Here is a 19,336-nt window from a genome sequence, read left to right as displayed (position 1 = left end):
AGTGTTACCCTAACTGTTTACTTAACGTATGTAATTTAGGATTACGCTGCGAATACGCTAAGTAAGCTTGCATTAACCATGCAGGAATAGCGCACACAAGGCCCAATTGAGTTGTTAGTAATGCATCACCAATGGCGTCACTCATTAACTCGTTATGGCCCAGCGCCATTACTTTAAATGTATCAAGCAAACCAACAATGGTACCTAATAAACCAAGTAGCGGAAGAGCAGCCGTTAAAATAGAGCTAACCTCTTGCCAGTAGCCTTTGCGCTGCGCTTGGTATTGTTTAAGGTGCAGTAAGTCATGAAAAATTAACTGGTATACAAATAAAGCGAGTAAAAGAATACACCAGCAAATAGGGTTACTAACGATTTTTTCAAACATTGGTTTCTCCTTTTTCTAGTTGGCTTAGCTGTAATGCAAAGCCTTCTAGTTGGCTGTAATACGCTTTTGCTTTACGCGATAACAGTGCATTTAATACCAGAGCTGGTATGGCAACGACTAAACCTAATTCAGTTGTTATAAGTGCTTGTGCAATACCGCCCGATACAACTTCTGGGTCGCCTGAGCCAAACAAGGTCATCATTTTAAATGTTTCAATCATGCCGCTAACAGTACCTAACAAGCCAAGTAGTGGTGCTACTGCAGCCGTAACGGCAATAGCGCCAATAAAGTTATCGAGTTTATGCTTATCGTGAATTAACTGATTAAATAATTGATCGTCTCGTACTTGGCCTTTTTCGCTTTGCAGCGTTAAGTTAAATAACTGCTGCTGCATGCCTGCAAATTCATTGCTATTTTCAGCTTTAAAAAATTGCTGTAATTGCATTTGAGAGTGCATTTTAATTTTACTTAAACGCAGTAATTGCGCGGCTTTTAATAGCGCAATGGTTAGTGCAAAGCAGGCAAATAAAATAATAGGGATAGCCCATAAACCGCCTTTTTCTAAGTGTTCAAGCGGACTTTCTTGTTGGGCTTGGCTAGTCACTAAGTGCGTTAAACTAGGATCAAAAGTAAGTAATGTAGAGCCTACACCGTTTTGCTTTAAAGTATTATCGAGTGGGTTATCGTCACTTGTTGATTGTACTAACGCTACCTTTAATGCATTAGATTCATCATCCAAATTTAATAAACCCATAAGTTTAGGTGTTTGCGTACTAAACCATGCAACAGGCCCTACTTGAAGGGTACTAGCTTGGCTTAATTCGCCATTACTTAGCACAACCGATTGTTTTTTAAACTGTGGATAAAGTGCCTGTTCTTGATTATTAATTTGCGATATAACGCGGCTTAATAACTCGTTTTGGTTATTAGTCGACTCGTTACTGCTAGCACTATTGCTGGTATTTTGGCGCACAAAACGGCTAAGTAAGTTTAATTGATATTGCTGTTGTTGTTGCCAAGTGTCTAATCGGGTTTGTAACTGATCAAGGCTTAATGTGTTTTCGTCAGCTAGGCGGCGATTAACGGCTGCTTGTTCGCGCAATTTACTGAGCGATTGCTGCTTGGTAAAAATTTGCTTTGCAAGAGTAGCTTGCTCTTTTGAAATACTATTTTGAGTTTTATTTAGAGTGCGTTGCGCTGTTTTAATATCACTTAAAATACTTTGTTTAGCATCATCACTGCTGGCTGCAAAAGAAATGTTTGCGCTAAAAAGTAAAACCGTGGCGCTAAATACTGCAATTATGCTGTTAGTAGCCATTATTTAGCCCCTTGCTGGTTTTTATTTACATAACTTAATATTGGGAGTGTTACCCAATCAGCAGCGCGCTTTTTTTGCTGTACAGCAATACCCAGTGCAACTTGTTCAGCATTAATGCTTGGGTCAAATTCCCACTGCCAACCTAAGTCATTTGGAAAACCAATACCTACATAACTTAAATCTTCGCTTACAAACCATGCTTGAGCTGCACCTAAGTAAAGCTGCTTTACCCATACTTCTTGCCCATCAGGATGCTTAATAGCCATTTCGTGAATAGAAATACGTTGTTGAAAATCATTAAGTAGAGTCAGCATTTTTAGCGCTGTTTGTAATTTGTCAGTTGTACTGAGCTGTGAGTCGCTTAAATCACCGGTGTTTTTCCAACTACTTAAAAGTGGCGGGGGGAGTTGCACTTGTAATGAAAGTAATTGCTGAGAAATACGCGCTAGTTGATCATTTAATTGCTGTTGATCATTTTCAAGCTCTGATTGCTTGGTAACAAGCTGTTCGCGTTTTTGGGCAAGCTCACTGGTGTTTTTTTTTCTACGCTGATTAAGCTCGCTAAGTTGCTGCTGCTCAGCATTTAGAAGCGTTAAGGTTTGCTCCATGCTGCTTTTTTGTTCAAGCCAATGAGTATTTAATTCTGTGTTTTGATTTTCTATTTGTAGCCATTTATTAACGAGTTGTTCTAGCTCACTAACAGTGTCGGCTTTTACTGCCATAGTGCTACAAAGCGCGATAACTACGCTAATTGGTTTAATTAAGCTTCGCATTACTTAACAACAATCCTGAAAGTTACTACAAGCAATTACAAGGACGTAATTACTGTTAATTTTTGAGTGTGTATACAATATAGGAATTTACATAACAATGCAATTGATAACAGTTATCGTTTACATTGCGTTGTTTGGGTGGTAGGATTTCGCCGAAATTAAATATGTACCTTAAATTAACAATAGTTAAGTGCTTAATAAAAACTACGGAGTAACCATGAGTAAGCCATCGAATAAAGGAAATGCCTACATAAAGCCAATTGCAGCGGTTGTTACGGCAACGCTTTCAACTTGGGCAAGTGCACAGGATGTTCAAGAACTATCGGTAACTAAAGCAGAAACTAAAACTGAGTCTAGCTATGTTGTTGAAAAATCAACGTCTCATAAATACACTCAACCGCTACTCGATACAGCTAAAACTGTAACGGTAATTAACCAAGCGGTAATGAAAGATAGAAACGTAGATAGCTTACGTGATGCTTTACGCAATGTGTCTGGTATTTCTTTAGCTGCAGGTGAGGGTGGCTCACCTACTGGCGATAGCATGTCGATTCGTGGTTTTAGTGCAACAAATGATATTTTTGTAGATGGTATTCGTGATGTTGCAGGTTACACACGTGATATTTACAACATTGAAGCCGTTGAAGTTGCAAAAGGCCCAGGCTCAGCGGTTTCTGGTCGTGGCGCAGCAGGTGGTAGTGTTAATTTAGAAAGTAAAAAGGCGAAGTTAGACAACTTTAACGACGTTTCGCTACGTTTAGGTACAGAAAACGATTACCGTGGTCGTTTTGATACTAACATTCAAGTAAACGACACAAGCGCACTACGTATCAATCTTCTTACTGATAAAGGTGATGTTGCAGGTCGTGACCATGTTGAGAATGAAACAAATGCTGTTGCGTTTGCATTTGCAACAGGGCTTGGTACAAACAGCCGTTTTGATTTAAACCTAGAGTATCAGCGCCAAGACAATTTACCAGATTACGGTATTCCTTGGGTTTACAGTGATACGCCAGTAGCTGAACTTGCAGATAGCGCGCGCTCACCTTCTCCTGTCGATTTTGATAACTTTTACGGTAATATTTACCGTGATTATGAAGATATTGAAGCCTACTCAACAACAGCTCGTTATGAGTATGATTTTTCTCAAAATACTACGTTACGTGTGCAAGGTCGTTTAGGTAAAGTTAAACGTGAATCGGTAACAACTGCACCGCGTTATTTCTCGGTTACAACAGACACTGACATTACCTTTGCAGATGAAAAAACACGTGATACAGAAAATTCACTTGCTGCACTTCAAGTTGATTTAATTGGTAACTATGAATTTGCTGGCTTTACTCACGATGTTGTAGTGGGTGTTGAACTTGCAAACGAAACGTTTACACGCCATAACTTTGTTGCAACTACACCTGATAACCTAATTGAAGATGGAATACGCAACGACTTATACAATCCTGATGCAACAATTGCATTTACGGGTGTGTATGGCCGTGACGGTACAAGCATTGAAGCTAAAGCTAAAAACCAAGCTATTTATGCATTTGATACAGTGACACTTAACAAGCAATGGGAAGTTACAGGCGGAATTCGCTTTGATAGCTTCACTACGGATTATCACAACGATTACAATGACCCAAGCGCTTTAATTTCTACAAGTGACGACTTATTTAGCTGGAATGCAGCTGTAGTTTATAAACCTACAGAAAATGGCAGTGTATATTTAGGCGCAGGTAATTCATTTAACCCATCGGCTGAAAGCCTAACGGTATCTACGCGTTCAAATGCAGCTGATTTAGATGCAGAAGAAAGCCGCAGTTATGAATTAGGAACTAAATGGAGCCTAATGGATGGCCGCCTGCAAACTAATGCTGCACTTTTCCGTACTGAAAAAACCAATGCCCGTACTGATGACCCATTTGCAGATAGCTCAAGTGACGAAATACTCGGTGGTGAACAGCGTGTACAAGGTTTAGAGCTTTCAGCAACTGGACTAATTACTAAAGAGTGGACTGTAATTGCTTCATACACTTACCAAGATAGCGAAGTAACTAAAGCATTAGGCGACGACGCAACTCAAATTGGTAACGAGCTTGCTCGTACGCCTAAAAATAGCGCAAGTGTTTGGACTACGTACGATATGTCGGATAAATTATCGTTTGGTTTAGGTGCGCAATATGTAGGTGAGCGTTACAACGGGACTACGTCAACACGTTCTCGTGCACCGGGTTATACTATTTTTGACCTGATGGTTGCGTACGACATATCAAAAGATTTGAGCCTGCAGTTTAACGGTGAAAACTTAGGTGATAAAGATTACGTTGATCAGCTAGGTGGCGGGCACTTTGTACCAGGTGATGGTCGTAAGTTTAGCCTAACAGCAAGCTACTCTTTTTAATTTTAAAACAAATTAAAAAGTATGAGTAAATATAAGGGCAGGCCTATTACCTGCCCTTAATTATTTGATAAAAATGTGAGAGGGCGCACATGCTAGTTAAAATTCCAGAGCTATTAACAAAAGAAGAAGTGGCTTATTGTCATGAGGTTTTGCTTAAAGCGCAGTGGGCCGATGGCAGTATTACCGCAGGGCATCAATCAACCAAAGCAAAAAATAACTTACAGCTACCTGAAAATAGCCCTGAATGCCAAGAGCTCGGCGACATTATTATGGCAGCACTTGCGCGCAGTAATTTGTTTATGTCGGCAGCACTTCCTGCAAAAATTTTTCCTCCGTTATTTAACTGTTATCAAGGCGGGCAATCGTTTGGTGTGCATGTAGATAATGCAATCAGGCAAGTGCCGGGTACGCCTGTGAAAATTCGTACAGATGTATCAATGACGTTATTTATTAATGACCCCGAAGACTATGAGGGCGGTGAACTTGTTATTGAAGACACTTATGGCTCACATAGCGTAAAGCTGCCAGCAGGCAGTATGGTGTTGTACCCTTCAACGAGCTTACATCGTGTAATGCCAGTAACGAGTGGGCGCAGATTAGCCTCATTCTTTTGGTTACAGAGCATGATTAACAGCGACGAAAAACGTGGTTTGTTATTTGATTTAGATATGTCGATTCAAAGTTTGCGCAGCAAAGTAGAAGATAGCCCAGAGATTATTCAGTTAACGGGTGTTTATCATAATTTGTTAAGGCAGTGGGCGCAGACATAACAAAGAAATTTGTTAGATGTTAGATGCAAGTAATTAAAAGCTGCGCTTTTCGCGAGAGCAAGCTCTTCGCCTACAGCCAAAACTTAACGCTGTGCTGAAATTACTTGTAGACGCGCAGCTTGCTGGCGTGACGAGCGAAGCTCGTAATTTCTATGTTTTGGTCTCTTCTCATTTACTCCTCTTTTTCTTCTCTTTGTGCAATAAGATTTTAAGTGATTTATTCACAAAGAGGCTAAGAGGGCGCTGCGCTTTAGAGAAGCCAAGAGTAAGTAACAATCAGTTATAAATATTAAAAGCTGCGCTTTTCGCGTGAGCAAGCTAAACGCCTACAGCCAAAATTTACGCTGTGGTTAAATTACTTGTAGACGCGCTGCTTGCTGGCGTGACGAGCGAAGCTCGTAATTTATATGCTTTGGTGTCTTATCATTTACTTCTCTTTGTGCAAAAAGATTTTAAGTAATTTATTCACAAAGAGGCTAAGAGGGCGCTGCGCTTTAGAGAAGCCAAAAGTAAGTAACAATCAGTTTTAAATATTAAAAGCTGCGCTCTACGCCTACAACACAGCTATAAAATTGAACTCGGTATTTAAAGTACTCTGTAGGCGCGGTTTTATACCGCGCACTTACTTTAAGTTTGAAGCTTGCTTTACTTAACCCTTATAACCGTTAGGGTTATTTGACTGCCAACGCCATGTATCTTGCATCATTTCATCAATACCGCGCACTGCTTCCCAGCCAAGTTCATTAAGTGCTTTTTCTGGCGCTGCATAACATGCAGCAATATCACCAGGGCGGCGAGGTGAAACCTGGTAGGGTACAGCCTGATCGCTTGCTTTAATAAATGCATTAACCATTTGTAGTACAGAGTAACCATTACCAGTACCTAGGTTATAAACTAATGCGCCTGTGCTAGTGGCTATTTTATCAAGCGCTTTTAAATGACCCATTGCTAAATCGACTACATGTATATAGTCGCGTACACCTGTGCCATCAATGGTATCGTAATCATCACCAAATACAGCGAGTTGCTTTAATTTACCTACCGCTACTTGTGCAATAAACGGTAAAAGGTTATTTGGAATACCATTAGGGTCTTCACCAATTAAGCCCGACTCATGTGCACCTACTGGATTAAAGTAACGCAAAATAGCAAACGCAAAGCGCTCATCTGATTTAGCGATATCTTGTAGCATCATTTCAACCATTAGTTTAGATGTGCCGTACGGGTTAGTAGTACCGCCTACAGGGAAGTCTTCTTTAATCGGTAAGCTTGCAGGGTCGCCGTATACCGTGGCTGACGAGCTAAATACTAACTTGAATACACCCGCGTCGCGCATTGCATCAACAAGCGTAAGTGTACCTTGTACATTGTTTTGATAGTATTCAACGGGCTTTGCAACCGACTCACCCACTGATTTTAAACCCGCAAAATGTATAACACTATCAACCGTGTGTTTTGCAAATACTGAATCTAAAAAGGGTTTATCGAGAATATCGCCTTGGTAAAAAGTAGCTTCTTTACCTGTGATTTTTTTTACGCGTGCAAGAGATTCTTGTGATGAGTTACTTAAATTATCAATAACAACAACATCGTTACCTTGCTGTAAAAGTTCTAAAACAGTGTGCGAGCCAATATAGCCAGCGCCACCGGTTACTAAAATAGTCATGAAAGCTCCGTGGGTACCTTTTATCAATTGAGTTAATTTCACCATAAATAGAGGTGATTTACATGCTTTATCTGTAATTTCTATAGTTTAAATAACATCTTTTTTTAATAACGGTAAATCAAGCACTTTTGATTATATTTTACTCAGTACAAGTAACACTTTATACTTAAGATTAAGTTATAGTTAATAAACAAGTGCTAAAATGAGTCTAGTAATAGCTAATGCTAGGTTTACTCCAGTCTACACTTTTGTGATTGGTCTACCTCTTTGGAGAAAGATATGAATTTAGTTAAAAAAATAGCAGCAACAATGTGTATTGCATTGCCTGCACTTGCCCATGCGGGTGAGTCTGTTGTTAAATGGCATGACTTTAATGATTATCGTGATGTGCGAGCGTCAAACCAAACTAAGAGCTCATATCATAAAAATATTGCGGCAAGTTTTGAAAAACATATGGCTAAATTAGCTGAGCAATTGCCAAAAGATTATAAATTAAATGTAGAGTTTACTGATTTAGATTTAGCAGGTGATGTACGTTATGGCGGTATGGACGAAATTCGTGTAGTAAAACCGATTTACTTTCCACGCATTAAGCTAAATTATTCGTTAACCGATAACGACGGTACAGTATTAAGTAAAGGTAGTGACGTAGAGCTTAAAGACATGGGCTTTATGGATAAAATTAAAATGGGTCGCGACGAATCATTTTATTACGAAAAACGCTTACTAACAGAATGGTTTGGTGAGCAAATATTACCAAGTTTAGATTAACTCAAAATAATAATGCCGCTAAATAGCGGCATTTTCGTTTTTAAGCTTTACTTAAAGGTAGCTAACAACGTGAGTATTTGCTGTAACTTAATAACGGTTGTTTTAAGTTTTTCTTCATCAAAACCATCGTTAGATAAGCTTTCAACATCAGCGGCTACATCAAGAACATAAGGCTTAAAACGTTTAGCTTCAAAGCTAAAGCCTGAATCGGCAGTAAATAAGGCTTTAAACTTACCGTGACCTTGCTGTTGAAGCTCGTCGAGTTTTTTGTCAGCATCAAGTGCCTGACGATAAACAATTTTTAAGTTGGCATTGAGTTGTTCAATTATAGAATCCATGGTTTTCCTAAAGCTTTGTGCTGCATGGCCGACATAATACGTGGATTACATTTAAAAGTCAGGTTGATTAAGGCTTATAATTATGAATATATCAGGTGGAAATTTACCAGCTATGTCTGGTTCAGGCCAAGGCAGCGAGCTTTACACTGCTGCTTTGTCTAAAAAACAGCAATTAGCTGATGGCGCTGCAGCGCTTGCACTTATTGAAGGTGCAGCGCAATCGTCAAGTGCGCAAACGCCGGCTAAATCGGCGACTGCATCACTGGGTAATAACGTAAATATATATGTTTAAATTAGCTTAAGATCGATAGGTGTTTTACTTTTTTGACCACCGATCTCTCTTACTAATTTAGGCACTAAAAATCCGGGCAGAGCTTTTAATAGCTCTGCCATTATTTTTATTGCTTGCGCTTCATTAATATCAAAGTGGCTCGCCCCTTCAACTTTATCTAGCAAATACAAATAATACGGCAGTACGTCTGCGTCAAATAGCGCTTCGCTTAAGTTTATTTGCGCATCAACAGTATCATTCACATCTTTTAAAATAACGGCTTGGTTTAATAGCGTGACATTTGCTTGTTTTAGCTTTTGCATGGCTGCTTTAAAGTCAGCGTCTATTTCGTTGGCGTGGTTAATATGATTAATAAAAATAATCTTTAACGGCGATTTTGCGAGTCGTTCACATAACTCATCGGTCACTCGCGCAGGTATAACTACCGGCAAACGGCTATGTATTCGCATTCGTTTAATTTGTGGTAATTGCTCAAGCTCATCCAAAAACCAGCTTATTGCATCGTCTTTGGCCATCAGTGGATCGCCACCACTTAAAATCACTTCGTTTATATTGCTATCTGATTTTATATAGCTCAGTGTTTCTAGCAGACTTTTTTTATTGAGTTGGTTTTCTTGATACGGAAAATGCCTTCTAAAGCAGTAACGACAATTTACAGCACAGCCGGTTTTAAACATCACTAAAACACGCGATTTATACTTGTGTAACAGGCCTGGTTGGTCGTTATCTTGCTCGAGTAGGGGATCTTTATTAAAACCTGATTTAGTTAAAAATTCTTGATGGCGTGGCATAACTTGTAGCAGTAACGGATCGTTTGCGTCACCTTTACGAATTTTTTTTATAAAAGGGATAGGCACCCGTACCGGAAATAAACTGCGGGCTTTTAGGTCGTTTTCATGGACTTGGCTCGATAAACCGACCATTTTAAGCAAGGTTTTTGGGCAGGTAACTACATTTGCTAATTCTTTTTGCCAGTTTTTATGCAAATTTGCTTCATTTCTTTGTATCATTGGCATGTAGATTACTCGAAAAAATATAAATAGAGGAAACGATGGCGAATTATAGCACCAACGAGTTCAAGGGCGGCCTAAAAATTATGATGGACGGCGAGCCTTGCAGTATCTTAGAAAATGAAATGGTAAAACCTGGTAAAGGTCAGGCGTTTAACCGTGTTCGTATCCGTAAACTTATCTCTGGTAAGGTGCTTGAAAAAACCTTTAAATCGGGTGAATCAGTTGAAGGTGCTGATGTAATGGATACAGATTTAGCGTATCTATACACAGACGGCGAATTTTGGCATTTCATGAACAACGAAACATTTGAGCAAATTGCTGCTGACGAAAAAGCACTAGGCGATGCAGTTAAATGGTTAGTTGAAAATGACTTATGCACAATTACATTATGGAACGGCAGCCCTATTGCTGTTACACCACCTAACTTTGTTGAGCTTGAGATCACTGAAACAGATCCTGGCCTTAAAGGTGATACAGCCGGTACTGGTGGTAAACCAGCAACGCTTAGCACAGGTGCTGTGGTACGAGTTCCATTATTCGTACAAATTGGCGAAGTAATTAAAGTAGACACTCGTAATGGTGAATACGTAAGCCGCGTTAAGTAAGTTTTAACGTTGTTTAATAAAATCCTGGCTTTAATGCTGGGATTTTTTTTGGAGAAAATATGTCAGCAGATCTTTGGGCCCCAAGCGCAAGCATTGAAACACTAAAACAACGCGCAGCGATATTACGTAGCATCCGTGAATTTTTTTATGCACGTGATGTTTTAGAGGTAGAAACTCCAAGCTTAAGTGCTGCCAGTGTAACCGATGTGCACTTAGCCAGTTTTAATACCACATTTGTAGGCCCTGGCCATGCTGGTGGTCTTCCTCTGTTTTTACAAACATCTCCAGAGTTTGCTATGAAACGCTTGTTAGCAGCAGGCTCAGGCGCTATTTTTCAGCTTTGTAAAGCATTTAGAAATGAAGAAGCGGGTAGACATCACAATCCCGAATTTACAATACTGGAATGGTATCGCCCAGGCTTTGACGAATTTGCACTTATGGATGAAATGGATGAGCTAATGCAGCTTGTTTTAGATGTTGAACCTGCAACTAGATTTACCTATCAAAAAGCGTTTGAACAAGCACTCGGGCTTGACCCGCTAACAGCGAACATAGAGCAGTTAAAGCAACTTGCGTGTGAGCATGGGTTTGCTGATATAGCCCAAAATGAAACGCATAAAGATACCTTACTGCAATTATTATTTTGTATGAAAGTGGAGCCAACAATAGGACAAGATAAGCCATGCTTTGTGTATCACTTTCCAGCTTCTCAAGCGGCACTAGCGCAAATTTGTGAACACGATGAGCGAGTAGCAGGGCGCTTTGAGCTTTATTATAAAAATATGGAATTAGCTAACGGCTTTAACGAACTAACAAATGCCAGTGAGCAAGCTAAACGTTTTAATGATGATAACACATACCGCGCTAACAACGGTTTAAAGCAAGTGCCAATGGATACGCGTTTAATTAAAGCGCTAGATCATGGATTACCACAATGCGCAGGGGTGGCTTTGGGTATAGATAGGCTTGTAATGCTCGCAACAAATAAAGAGAAAATTAAAGACGTAATAGCTTTTGATGTTCAAAGAGCGTGATGCTTAGCCTGTAGGCGTAGGTAGAATATTTGTAGGTGCGAATTTATTTCGCGCTCGTGTAATTTAACTTTATAAAAGCGAGGTATAAAACCTCACCTACAATAAAAATCAACCCCAACAACATACGCTAAACCTGTAGGTGCGAATTTATTTCGCGCTCGTGTAATTTAACTTTATAAAAAAGAGAGGTATAAAACCTCACTTACAATAAACATCAAACCCAACAATATACGCCAAACCTGTAGGTGCGAATTTATTTCGCGTTCATGTAATTTAACTTTATAAAAAGCGAGGTATAAAACCTCACCTACAAATAAAAACACCGCGTTTAATTTAAACGCGGTGTTTTTATTTGCTTGCAGAAAGCTTTCATTTGAAAGCCAACGGCTGTGCTTTACAGATTAAGTGTAAACGTAACACCTGCTACACGAGGCTCGCCTAGCTGTGTGTATGTATGCGTTGCATAACTATCTTGTGGGTCATTACCAAATTCAAAACCACGTGTTGGGACTGTTTCGTCAAACACGTTACGAGCCCATGCGCGAACTGCCCACATGTCTGCTTCGTAGCCAAAGCTTAAATTAACTAAGTTGCTGCTTGGTGCTTGTGAGTTATGGCTATCTGAGAAATAGTAATCGTCTTTACCTTCAACACCCACCATACCGTAAAGCTCACTGGTAAAGTTATAACGAGCAGTAAATGCATATTGATATTTAGGCGATTGTGCTTGTTCGCGGCCGTCTTGGTTTAAGCCTGACTGCGTTACAAAGTCGTCTATTTCTGTATTTAGGTAACCAGCACTACCCGTTAAAAATAGATTATCAGTTAGTTGGTAACTACCTTCAACTTCTAATCCGTAGTTGCTACCAGAACTTGCGTTATCAACATAACCGGTAAATTGCTGACCTTCTACTTGCCATGCTTTTAACTGAATATCGTCGCGGTGCATGTAAAATGCAGCTAAGCGAAGCGTAAATTTGTCATCAAGCGATGAGCCTTTAACACCAAATTCGCCACTCCATAAATATTCAGGGTCGAAACTGGTGTGTTGCTGGAAAAAATCAGCGCTTAGGTTTAAGCCTTCATCTTTGGCTTTAGCAAGCGCTTCTGAGTTAATACCGCCAGCTTTGTAGCCACGCGTAATGCTGGTGTAGATCATAGTGCGATCAATCACTTGATATTCAAGTGCTATTTTACCGCCAACCATTACGTCGTCAGTGTCTTGTATAAAGCCATTACTATCGGTGTAGTCGCCTTGGTATTGCTCTACACGTAAACCTGTAATTAATGTTGTTTTAGGGCCAATTGGAGTCGCTACTTGACCATATACTGCAACGTTACTCGTTTCGTAAGTTGAAGAAAACGGGCTTGCTAACCATGTGTATTGGCGCTCTAAATCAACGTCACGGTTTTGGTAATAAATACCCGCAACCCAGTTACCCGTTTTAGAATTAAACTGTAAATCTACAGACTGATCGTCGCGATCGCGGCTGTAAAGATCGGTTGAGCTGTATCCATCTGGATGTAAGCCAGCAGCACATAACTTTGGCTCACTTGTATCGTTACATACCCAGTCTTCGTCAAAGCTGTAAAGTAATTCGGTATCGATAGCCGATAGGTTTAGATTTACATCAAAAGCGTCAAAACCCGTATAAGTATTCTTAACACCTATTGCGTAGCTTTCTTGATTATCTTGCCCTGGTTCATCAGCAACACTATTGCGGCTGTTATCAAGCGTAAACGCATCGTAGCTGTTGTTTATGTCAATATAGTGAAGGTTTAACTCAGTATTTAAATGCTTTGTAAGCTGGCTGTTTAATTTAAAACGCGCTACTTGTTCGTCTTGATTTTGTGTTTCGTCATTTAAGTACAGGTTATCTACGTAACCGTCTGACTTTCTGCGAAAGTAGCTAACGCGTGCGCTAGTGTCATCTGTTAAGCCTGTGCTTGCTGCAATGCCTGCTTCGCGGGTGTTGTATGTGCCAGCACCTACTTGTAATTTTAAGCTTGGATCGCTTGTGGCTTTAGCTGAACCCATTTGGATCATACCGGCCATACCGTCTGCGCCAAAGCGTGTACCTTGTGGGCCACGATAAATTTCTACTTGGTCTATATCAAATAATAATGAGCTGCCACCAAGACCAGAATAGTTAATACCATCAATAACTAAGCCTACAGATGGATTAATAGGGTCTACAAATTGTGAGCGAAGTCCCACGCCACGAATTTGGATGTAACGACCACGCGACGCACCAGATGCAAAATTTACATTGGCGGTACTGCCTAACATTTCGTCTAAGTAACTTGCACCACGTTGATTAATTTCATCTTCGCTGAATAAGCTCGCACTCGCGCTTAAAGTTTGAATGCTTTCGCGCTGAAAATCGCCGGTTACAACAATTCTTTCTAGGTCGCTATCATCAGCGTTAGCTGCAATTGGTGCACCAAGCAGCGGTAAAAGTGCGGCAGTAATTAAAGACAAACGTAAGTTCATTGGGTTACTTAACTCCATTTTAGGGACTCGTATGGTAGCAATTATTTAAACACATGTGCTATAAACGCGGCAATTATACGTTAAATAATCAGGATTACTAATATGACCTTTAAAGTTGACTTCAAAGTACGTGATTACGAATGTGACTTACAAGGTATCGTAAATAACAGTGTTTATTTTAATTATTTAGAGCATGCTCGCCATGAATTTTTGTACGCACACGGTATTGATTTTGCTCAATTAGCGAAAGATAAAATTAACCTAGTCGTGATGCGCAGCGAAATGGACTATAAACATTCACTATTACCAGGTGATGAATTTTATGTGGCTGTGGAGCCGCAGCGTATTAGTCGTTTAAAATTTGCGTTTAAGCAAACGGTTATACGTAAAAGGGATGAAAAAGTAATGCTTAATGCACTGGTTATAGGAACGTCTGTTAATGAAAAAGGTAGACCGTTTTTACCTGAGCAAATAGATAACGTATTTAAAACTGCAACTTAGTACTTAATCGCATAACTTTTGAACTATCATAGAACAAAAATTTACATTTAAAACATGCATTTTTAACGGATAAAGGGCATAAATATTGTTACAATTACATTAATTAGACAATTAGTTAGTAGTAGCATGAAATTAGCAGCAATACCGATGCTTATAGTCGGTTTATGTGTTGGTTGCGCATCAACAGGGACGGTTACCAGTGAGCAGCTTAAATACACCCAATGGCAATTATCACGTGTTGATGGTTTAGCAATTCCACCTTCGTTTAATGCATCAATGAGCTTTATTGAAGCACTGCAAGTAAACGGTTTTGCTGGCTGTAACAAATTTTTTGGTGAAGGCTCGCTTGAAGAAAGTAACCTTACCGTAAGTAAATTAGGAATGACGCGCAAGTCGTGCGGCGAAGACCTTGATGAGTTTGAGCAGCAGTTATTACAAGCCTTAAAGCAAGGTGCCGAGCTTAAAATGCAAGGCCAGCAATTAGTCATGCAAGGCGAGCAAACATTTGTGTTTATCCCTAAATAATTTTAAGTTTTTGAAAAACAGCCCCTTGCGGGCAGTTTTTAACTGACGTACACTCAGCGCAGATTTGTTGGGTAACACCTTCAAATTAACGAACAGAATTTATATATCAATACTTGTCGGAGTGCCAAAGCTAAGTAATTAGTTTTTGGCTGAGATCGCGAAAGCGGGATCCGTGAACCTGATCAGGTTAATACCTGCGTAGGGAACAAGCTGCCTAAAATGGGACGCTTGTGCGTCTTTTTTTATGCGCACAATAAAGTGATTTTGTTTATTTTAGGCTGCAAAGTAGTATGTACGCTACTTTACGATCTTTCTCTATTCCTCGGAATATCTGACAAGACAACCCTTAAGCAATGAGGCAAGTCATGTCAAATACTACAAATAAAGCGTCACGCCGAGAAACTCGTGCTGCCGCGTCTGAATATATTTATAACTTAACGGGTCAACCGTTTCCAAATTCTCATAAAGTATACGTTGAAGGCACTCAACCTGGTGTGCGTGTTGGTATGCGTGAAATTACGTTAAGTGATACGTTTATTGGTGGCACAGATGAAAACCCTGTTTATGAGTCAAATGATCCGCTACGTGTTTACGATACGTCGGGCCCGTATACCGATCCTAATTTTGAACTAGATGTACGCAAAGGCTTACCAAAATTTCGTGAACAATGGATTGAAAGCCGTGGTGACACCGAAGTTCTTGAATCTGTTACGTCGCAGTTCTCGCAGCAACGCATGGCAGATGAAGGGCTGGATCATATTCGCTTTGATCACCTTCCAAAAATTCGCCGTGGTATCGCGGGCAAAAACGTAACGCAAATGCACTACGCACGCCAAGGGATTATTACTCCTGAAATGGAATACGTAGCCGTTCGCGAAAATATGGGGCGTGCAGAGATTCGTAAAGAATTACTTGCGGCGCAGCATAAAGGCGAGTCGTTTGGTGCGAGTATTCCTGAATTTATCACTCCAGGATTTGTACGCGACGAAATAGCCCGTGGACGCGCTATTTTACCAAATAATATAAACCATCCAGAAACAGAGCCTATGATTGTAGGTCGTAACTTTTTAGTAAAAGTTAATGCCAATATTGGCAATTCATCGGTTAGTTCATCTATTGAAGAAGAAGTAGAAAAAATGGTGTGGTCTACCCGCTGGGGTGCAGACACCGTGATGGACTTATCAACGGGCCGTTACATTCACGAAACGCGCGAATGGGTTGTACGTAACTCGCCTGTACCTATTGGCACAGTACCGATTTATCAAGCGCTTGAAAAAGTAAATGGTGTGGCTGAAGATTTAACGTGGGAAATTTTCCGCGATACGCTTATTGAACAAGCCGAGCAGGGTGTTGATTACTTTACTATTCATGCGGGTGTACTGCTTCGTTACGTACCAATGACCGCTAAACGTGTAACCGGTATTGTGTCGCGTGGTGGCTCAATTATGGCTAAATGGTGTTTAGCGCATCATAAAGAAAACTTTTTATACACACACTTTGAAGACATTTGTGAAATTTTAAAACAATACGATGTGTGTTTTTCACTCGGTGATGGACTTCGCCCTGGTTCGATTGCTGACGCCAACGATGAAGCACAGTTTAGTGAGCTGCGCACATTAGGTGAACTGACTAAAATTGCGTGGAAGCACGACGTACAAGTATTTATTGAAGGCCCTGGACATGTGCCAATGCACATGATTAAAGCCAATATGGACGAGCAATTAAAACATTGTGACGAAGCGCCATTTTATACTTTAGGCCCGTTAACGACCGATATTGCACCAGGGTATGACCATATTACTTCTGGTATTGGTGCCGCTCAAATAGCATGGTACGGCTGTGCAATGCTTTGCTATGTAACACCTAAAGAGCATTTAGGTCTGCCAAATAAAGAAGATGTTAAAGAAGGCTTAATTACCTACAAAATAGCTGCACATGCCGCCGATTTAGCAAAAGGGCATCCTGGCGCGCAAGAGCGCGATAACGCCTTATCAAAAGCACGCTTTGAGTTTAGATGGCATGACCAATTTAATATTGGTTTAGATCCAGACCGAGCTCGCGAGTATCACGACGAAACCCTGCCGCAAGAATCAGGCAAAGTGGCTCACTTTTGCTCTATGTGTGGTCCTAAATTTTGCTCTATGAAAATTAGCCAAGAAGTACGCGATTACGCTAAAGATTTAGAAACACGTGGTATTGATCCTAATAACGCTGGCGACGCTATTGAAATAAAAATGGTTGATGTAGAAGCCGAAATGAAAGCTAAGTCAGCTGAGTTTAAGCAAACAGGCTCAGAGATTTACCATAAAGCGGTATAAAGTAATTATCGCTAGAAGTTAGATGCAGACGTAGGTGAGGTTTTATACCTCGCTTCTTTAAAAATTGAAGAAGTGCGAAGTAAATTCGCACCTACTAATAACTGCTTTGGAGGTTTTCGTGTCTTATAACATTGCGGTGGTTGGGTTTGGTTTAGCGGGCAGGTTAGCTGCGCTTACGCTGAGTAAGTTGCATCATGTAACTGTGTTTGAAGCAGACGATGAGCAAACCCCAAATAGCGCCGGTAAAGTGGCTGCAGCAATGCTTGCCCCGCTTGCTGAGTCGGTGTTATGTGAGGCTGATTTAGCTTTAATGGGTCTTGATTCAATGAAGCGCTGGCCCAGCATTATTGCCGAGCTTGAAAGTGACGTTTTTTTTCAGCAGCAAGGCACGTTGGTCATTGCGCATCAGCAGGACAAAGGCGATTTACAAAGCTTTGCACAGCGTATAAAACCGCTAGCTGATCACACTGCCGAGCATATAAATGCTCAGCAAATTACAATGCTTGAACCTGAACTTGCAGGGCGCTTTAATCAAGGCTTATTTTTACCCTGCGAGGGGCAAATTGATAACCAAGCATTTTATAAAGCCAGCTTTGCACAGCTCAACAAACGCAAAGTAAAATTTGTATTTAATCAGCGCGTAACCATTAGCGACAATAAAATAAACAATCGACCATTTGATTACATTATTGATTGCCGTGGGCTTGGTGCTAAAAATACTCAAGATGATAAACCGCTTAGAGGTGTGCGCGGCGAAGTAGCAAGGTTATACGCACCAGAGGTAAGTTTAATCAGGCCCGTGCGTTTAATGCACCCGCGTTATCCAATTTATATAGCGCCTAAACCTAATCATGAATATGTAATTGGTGCGACTGAAATAGAGTCACAAGACAATGGTGCCGCAACAGTGCGCTCAACTCTTGAGTTACTTTCAGCGGCTTATACCGTACACAGCGGGTTTGCCGAAGCACGACTACTTAGTATTCAAACCGGATTACGCCCTGCATTTAGCGATAACCGCCCAGAAGTATCACAAGTTGGTAATGTAATTAGCATTAACGGTTTGTATCGACATGGTTATATGTTGGCGCCGGCATTAGTGGCGCAAGCAGTTTCACGAATAGAGTGAGAGTAGAATGAATATTACAATTAATGGCGAGCTACTTAATGTTAATAGTAAAGCACTCGTTGAGGTACTTCAAAGTTTTGGTGCAGTCGCGCCTTTTGCTGTGGCTGTTAATGGCGAATTTATTCCACAAAGTCGGCACAGTAACTATGTACTTAATGAAGGCGACAGTGTTGAGTTGCTGTCACCCATTCAAGGCGGATAAAGCTCATGCAAACTAAAGACTGTTTAACTATTTATGGAGAGCAAATAAAGAGTCGTTTATTAATAGGCTCTGCACTTTATCCGTCGCCCGACATTATGACCCAATCGATAGTCGCCTCTGGCGCTGAAATTGTAACCGTGTCGCTTAGGCGCCAACAAAGTGCAGCGGCAGGTGATGATTTTTGGCAGTTAATAAAAAATACCGGTTTAAAAATACTCCCTAATACTGCAGGGTGCCACAGTGTTAAAGAAGCGATAACGCTTGCAAAAATGTGCCGAGAGGTATTTGCCACCGACTGGATTAAGCTAGAGCTGATTGGCGATGATTACAATTTACAGCCTGACCCTTTTGCGCTACTTGAAGCCACAAAAATATTAATTAATGATGGCTTTAAAGTATTGCCTTATTGCACCGATGACTTAGTACTTTGCCAGCGCTTAAATGAGCTAGGGTGTGAGGTGCTTATGCCGTGGGGGGCGCCAATAGGCACCGGTAAAGGCTTGTTAAATAGCTATAATTTAAAAACTATTCGAGAGCGCTTACCCGATACCACATTAATAGTAGATGCCGGTTTAGGTTTGCCATCGCATGCCTGCCAAGCACTCGAAATGGGGTATGATGCGGTATTATTAAATTCAGCCATTGCAGGGGCGGGTTGCCCAATTACTATGAGCCGCGCATTTAAAGCCGCAGTTGAAGCAGGGCGCTTTGCATATCAAGCAAAAGCAATGCCTGAAAAAGACGTTGCAGCCCCATCAACCCCAACAATGGGTATGCCATTTTGGCATCAGCAGTAAGGAAAGA

19 protein-coding genes and 1 riboswitch are annotated in these 19,336 nt (G+C 40.6%); of the genes, 12 read left to right on the top strand and 7 right to left on the bottom strand.

Annotated features, from left to right (window positions below; translation table 11 throughout):
• Positions 1–4: 4 nt before the first annotated feature.
• Genes GQR52_RS17290 through GQR52_RS17280 form a run of 3 tightly spaced genes read right to left on the bottom strand, consistent with a single transcriptional unit; the run spans position 5 to position 2,476 of the window.
• Entirely contained in the window at positions 5–385 is a 381-nt protein-coding gene (locus GQR52_RS17290) for a MotA/TolQ/ExbB proton channel family protein (protein WP_002960812.1), read from the bottom strand.
• Positions 378–1,703, bottom strand: a complete 1,326-nt coding sequence (locus tag GQR52_RS17285; RefSeq protein ID WP_165729237.1) for a MotA/TolQ/ExbB proton channel family protein — start codon at positions 1,701–1,703, stop codon at positions 378–380. The genes GQR52_RS17290 and GQR52_RS17285 overlap by 8 nt, the downstream gene beginning before the upstream one ends.
• A complete protein-coding gene (locus GQR52_RS17280) occupies positions 1,703–2,476 on the bottom strand; it encodes a DUF3450 family protein (RefSeq protein ID WP_165729235.1) in 774 nt (257 codons plus the stop codon). The genes GQR52_RS17285 and GQR52_RS17280 overlap by 1 nt, the downstream gene beginning before the upstream one ends.
• Before the next feature lie 217 nt (positions 2,477–2,693).
• Between GQR52_RS17280 and GQR52_RS17275 the strand changes: the two genes are divergently transcribed.
• Together GQR52_RS17275 and GQR52_RS17270 are read left to right on the top strand one after the other, a co-directional pair.
• Positions 2,694–4,874 (top strand): TonB-dependent siderophore receptor, encoded by a 2,181-nt coding sequence (locus GQR52_RS17275; RefSeq protein WP_165729233.1) that lies wholly within the window; start codon positions 2,694–2,696, stop codon positions 4,872–4,874.
• Positions 4,875–4,963: 89 nt separating this feature from the next.
• The gene (locus GQR52_RS17270; protein WP_165729231.1) at positions 4,964–5,644 is read left to right on the top strand and encodes a Fe2+-dependent dioxygenase; all 681 of its coding nucleotides are present in this window, start codon (positions 4,964–4,966) and stop codon (positions 5,642–5,644) included.
• Positions 5,645–6,293: 649 nt separating this feature from the next.
• On the opposite strand, the gene galE is transcribed toward GQR52_RS17270, so the two are convergent.
• On the bottom strand, positions 6,294–7,310 hold the full coding sequence (gene galE / locus GQR52_RS17265; protein ID WP_165729230.1) for a UDP-glucose 4-epimerase GalE: 1,017 nt from the start codon (positions 7,308–7,310) through the stop codon (positions 6,294–6,296).
• 279 nt (positions 7,311–7,589) lie between these two features.
• Between galE and GQR52_RS17260 the strand changes: the two genes are divergently transcribed.
• Positions 7,590–8,081, top strand: coding sequence for a DUF3016 domain-containing protein (locus tag GQR52_RS17260; RefSeq protein ID WP_165729228.1), 492 nt, complete (start codon positions 7,590–7,592; stop codon positions 8,079–8,081).
• Between the two features lie 47 nt (positions 8,082–8,128).
• On the opposite strand, the gene GQR52_RS17255 is transcribed toward GQR52_RS17260, so the two are convergent.
• Positions 8,129–8,419, bottom strand: a complete 291-nt coding sequence (locus GQR52_RS17255) for a prephenate dehydrogenase (protein WP_165724764.1) — start codon at positions 8,417–8,419, stop codon at positions 8,129–8,131.
• An 82-nt stretch (positions 8,420–8,501) separates the two neighbouring features.
• Between GQR52_RS17255 and GQR52_RS17250 the strand changes: the two genes are divergently transcribed.
• Entirely contained in the window at positions 8,502–8,711 is a 210-nt protein-coding gene (locus tag GQR52_RS17250) for a hypothetical protein (RefSeq protein ID WP_024600329.1), read from the top strand.
• Here GQR52_RS17250 and epmB read toward each other — a convergent pair.
• On the bottom strand, positions 8,708–9,721 hold the full coding sequence (gene epmB, locus GQR52_RS17245) for an EF-P beta-lysylation protein EpmB (protein ID WP_165729259.1): 1,014 nt from the start codon (positions 9,719–9,721) through the stop codon (positions 8,708–8,710). The genes GQR52_RS17250 and epmB overlap by 4 nt on opposite strands.
• A gap of 41 nt (positions 9,722–9,762) precedes the next feature.
• Here epmB and efp point away from each other — a divergent pair, with 41 nt between their 5' ends.
• Complete coding sequence (gene efp / locus GQR52_RS17240; protein WP_024596699.1) at positions 9,763–10,329, top strand: elongation factor P; 567 nt, start codon at positions 9,763–9,765, stop codon at positions 10,327–10,329.
• Positions 10,330–10,388: 59 nt separating this feature from the next.
• Complete coding sequence (gene epmA / locus GQR52_RS17235; protein WP_165729226.1) at positions 10,389–11,363, top strand: elongation factor P--(R)-beta-lysine ligase; 975 nt, start codon at positions 10,389–10,391, stop codon at positions 11,361–11,363.
• A gap of 394 nt (positions 11,364–11,757) precedes the next feature.
• Here epmA and GQR52_RS17230 read toward each other — a convergent pair whose 3' ends face one another.
• Positions 11,758–13,875 (bottom strand): TonB-dependent receptor, encoded by a 2,118-nt coding sequence (locus GQR52_RS17230; RefSeq protein ID WP_206017538.1) that lies wholly within the window; start codon positions 13,873–13,875, stop codon positions 11,758–11,760.
• Between the two features lie 84 nt (positions 13,876–13,959).
• Here GQR52_RS17230 and GQR52_RS17225 point away from each other — a divergent pair, with 84 nt between their 5' ends.
• The 6 genes from GQR52_RS17225 to GQR52_RS17200 all read left to right on the top strand — a co-directional run bounded on the left by GQR52_RS17225 (position 13,960) and on the right by GQR52_RS17200 (position 19,329).
• Positions 13,960–14,358 (top strand): acyl-CoA thioesterase, encoded by a 399-nt coding sequence (locus GQR52_RS17225; RefSeq protein ID WP_165729224.1) that lies wholly within the window; start codon positions 13,960–13,962, stop codon positions 14,356–14,358.
• A gap of 126 nt (positions 14,359–14,484) precedes the next feature.
• On the top strand, positions 14,485–14,883 hold the full coding sequence (locus GQR52_RS17220) for an META domain-containing protein (RefSeq protein WP_306344991.1): 399 nt from the start codon (positions 14,485–14,487) through the stop codon (positions 14,881–14,883).
• A 107-nt stretch (positions 14,884–14,990) separates the two neighbouring features.
• A riboswitch (TPP riboswitch) is annotated at positions 14,991–15,105 on the top strand.
• A 143-nt stretch (positions 15,106–15,248) separates the two neighbouring features.
• Complete coding sequence (thiC, locus tag GQR52_RS17215; protein ID WP_101163637.1) at positions 15,249–17,201, top strand: phosphomethylpyrimidine synthase ThiC; 1,953 nt, start codon at positions 15,249–15,251, stop codon at positions 17,199–17,201.
• 118 nt (positions 17,202–17,319) lie between these two features.
• On the top strand, positions 17,320–18,330 hold the full coding sequence (locus GQR52_RS17210) for an FAD-dependent oxidoreductase (RefSeq protein ID WP_165729222.1): 1,011 nt from the start codon (positions 17,320–17,322) through the stop codon (positions 18,328–18,330).
• A gap of 7 nt (positions 18,331–18,337) precedes the next feature.
• Positions 18,338–18,532: a sulfur carrier protein ThiS gene (gene thiS / locus GQR52_RS17205; RefSeq protein ID WP_002960781.1), complete on the top strand. Its 195-nt coding sequence runs from the start codon at positions 18,338–18,340 to the stop codon at positions 18,530–18,532.
• Positions 18,533–18,537: 5 nt separating this feature from the next.
• Complete coding sequence (locus GQR52_RS17200) at positions 18,538–19,329, top strand: thiazole synthase (protein WP_024592345.1); 792 nt, start codon at positions 18,538–18,540, stop codon at positions 19,327–19,329.
• Positions 19,330–19,336 lie beyond the last annotated feature (7 nt).

The organism is Pseudoalteromonas sp. 31A1 (assembly GCF_011378815.1).
Lineage (GTDB): Bacteria > Pseudomonadota > Gammaproteobacteria > Enterobacterales > Alteromonadaceae > Pseudoalteromonas > Pseudoalteromonas arctica.
This window is presented reverse-complemented; position numbering and strand designations above follow the sequence as displayed.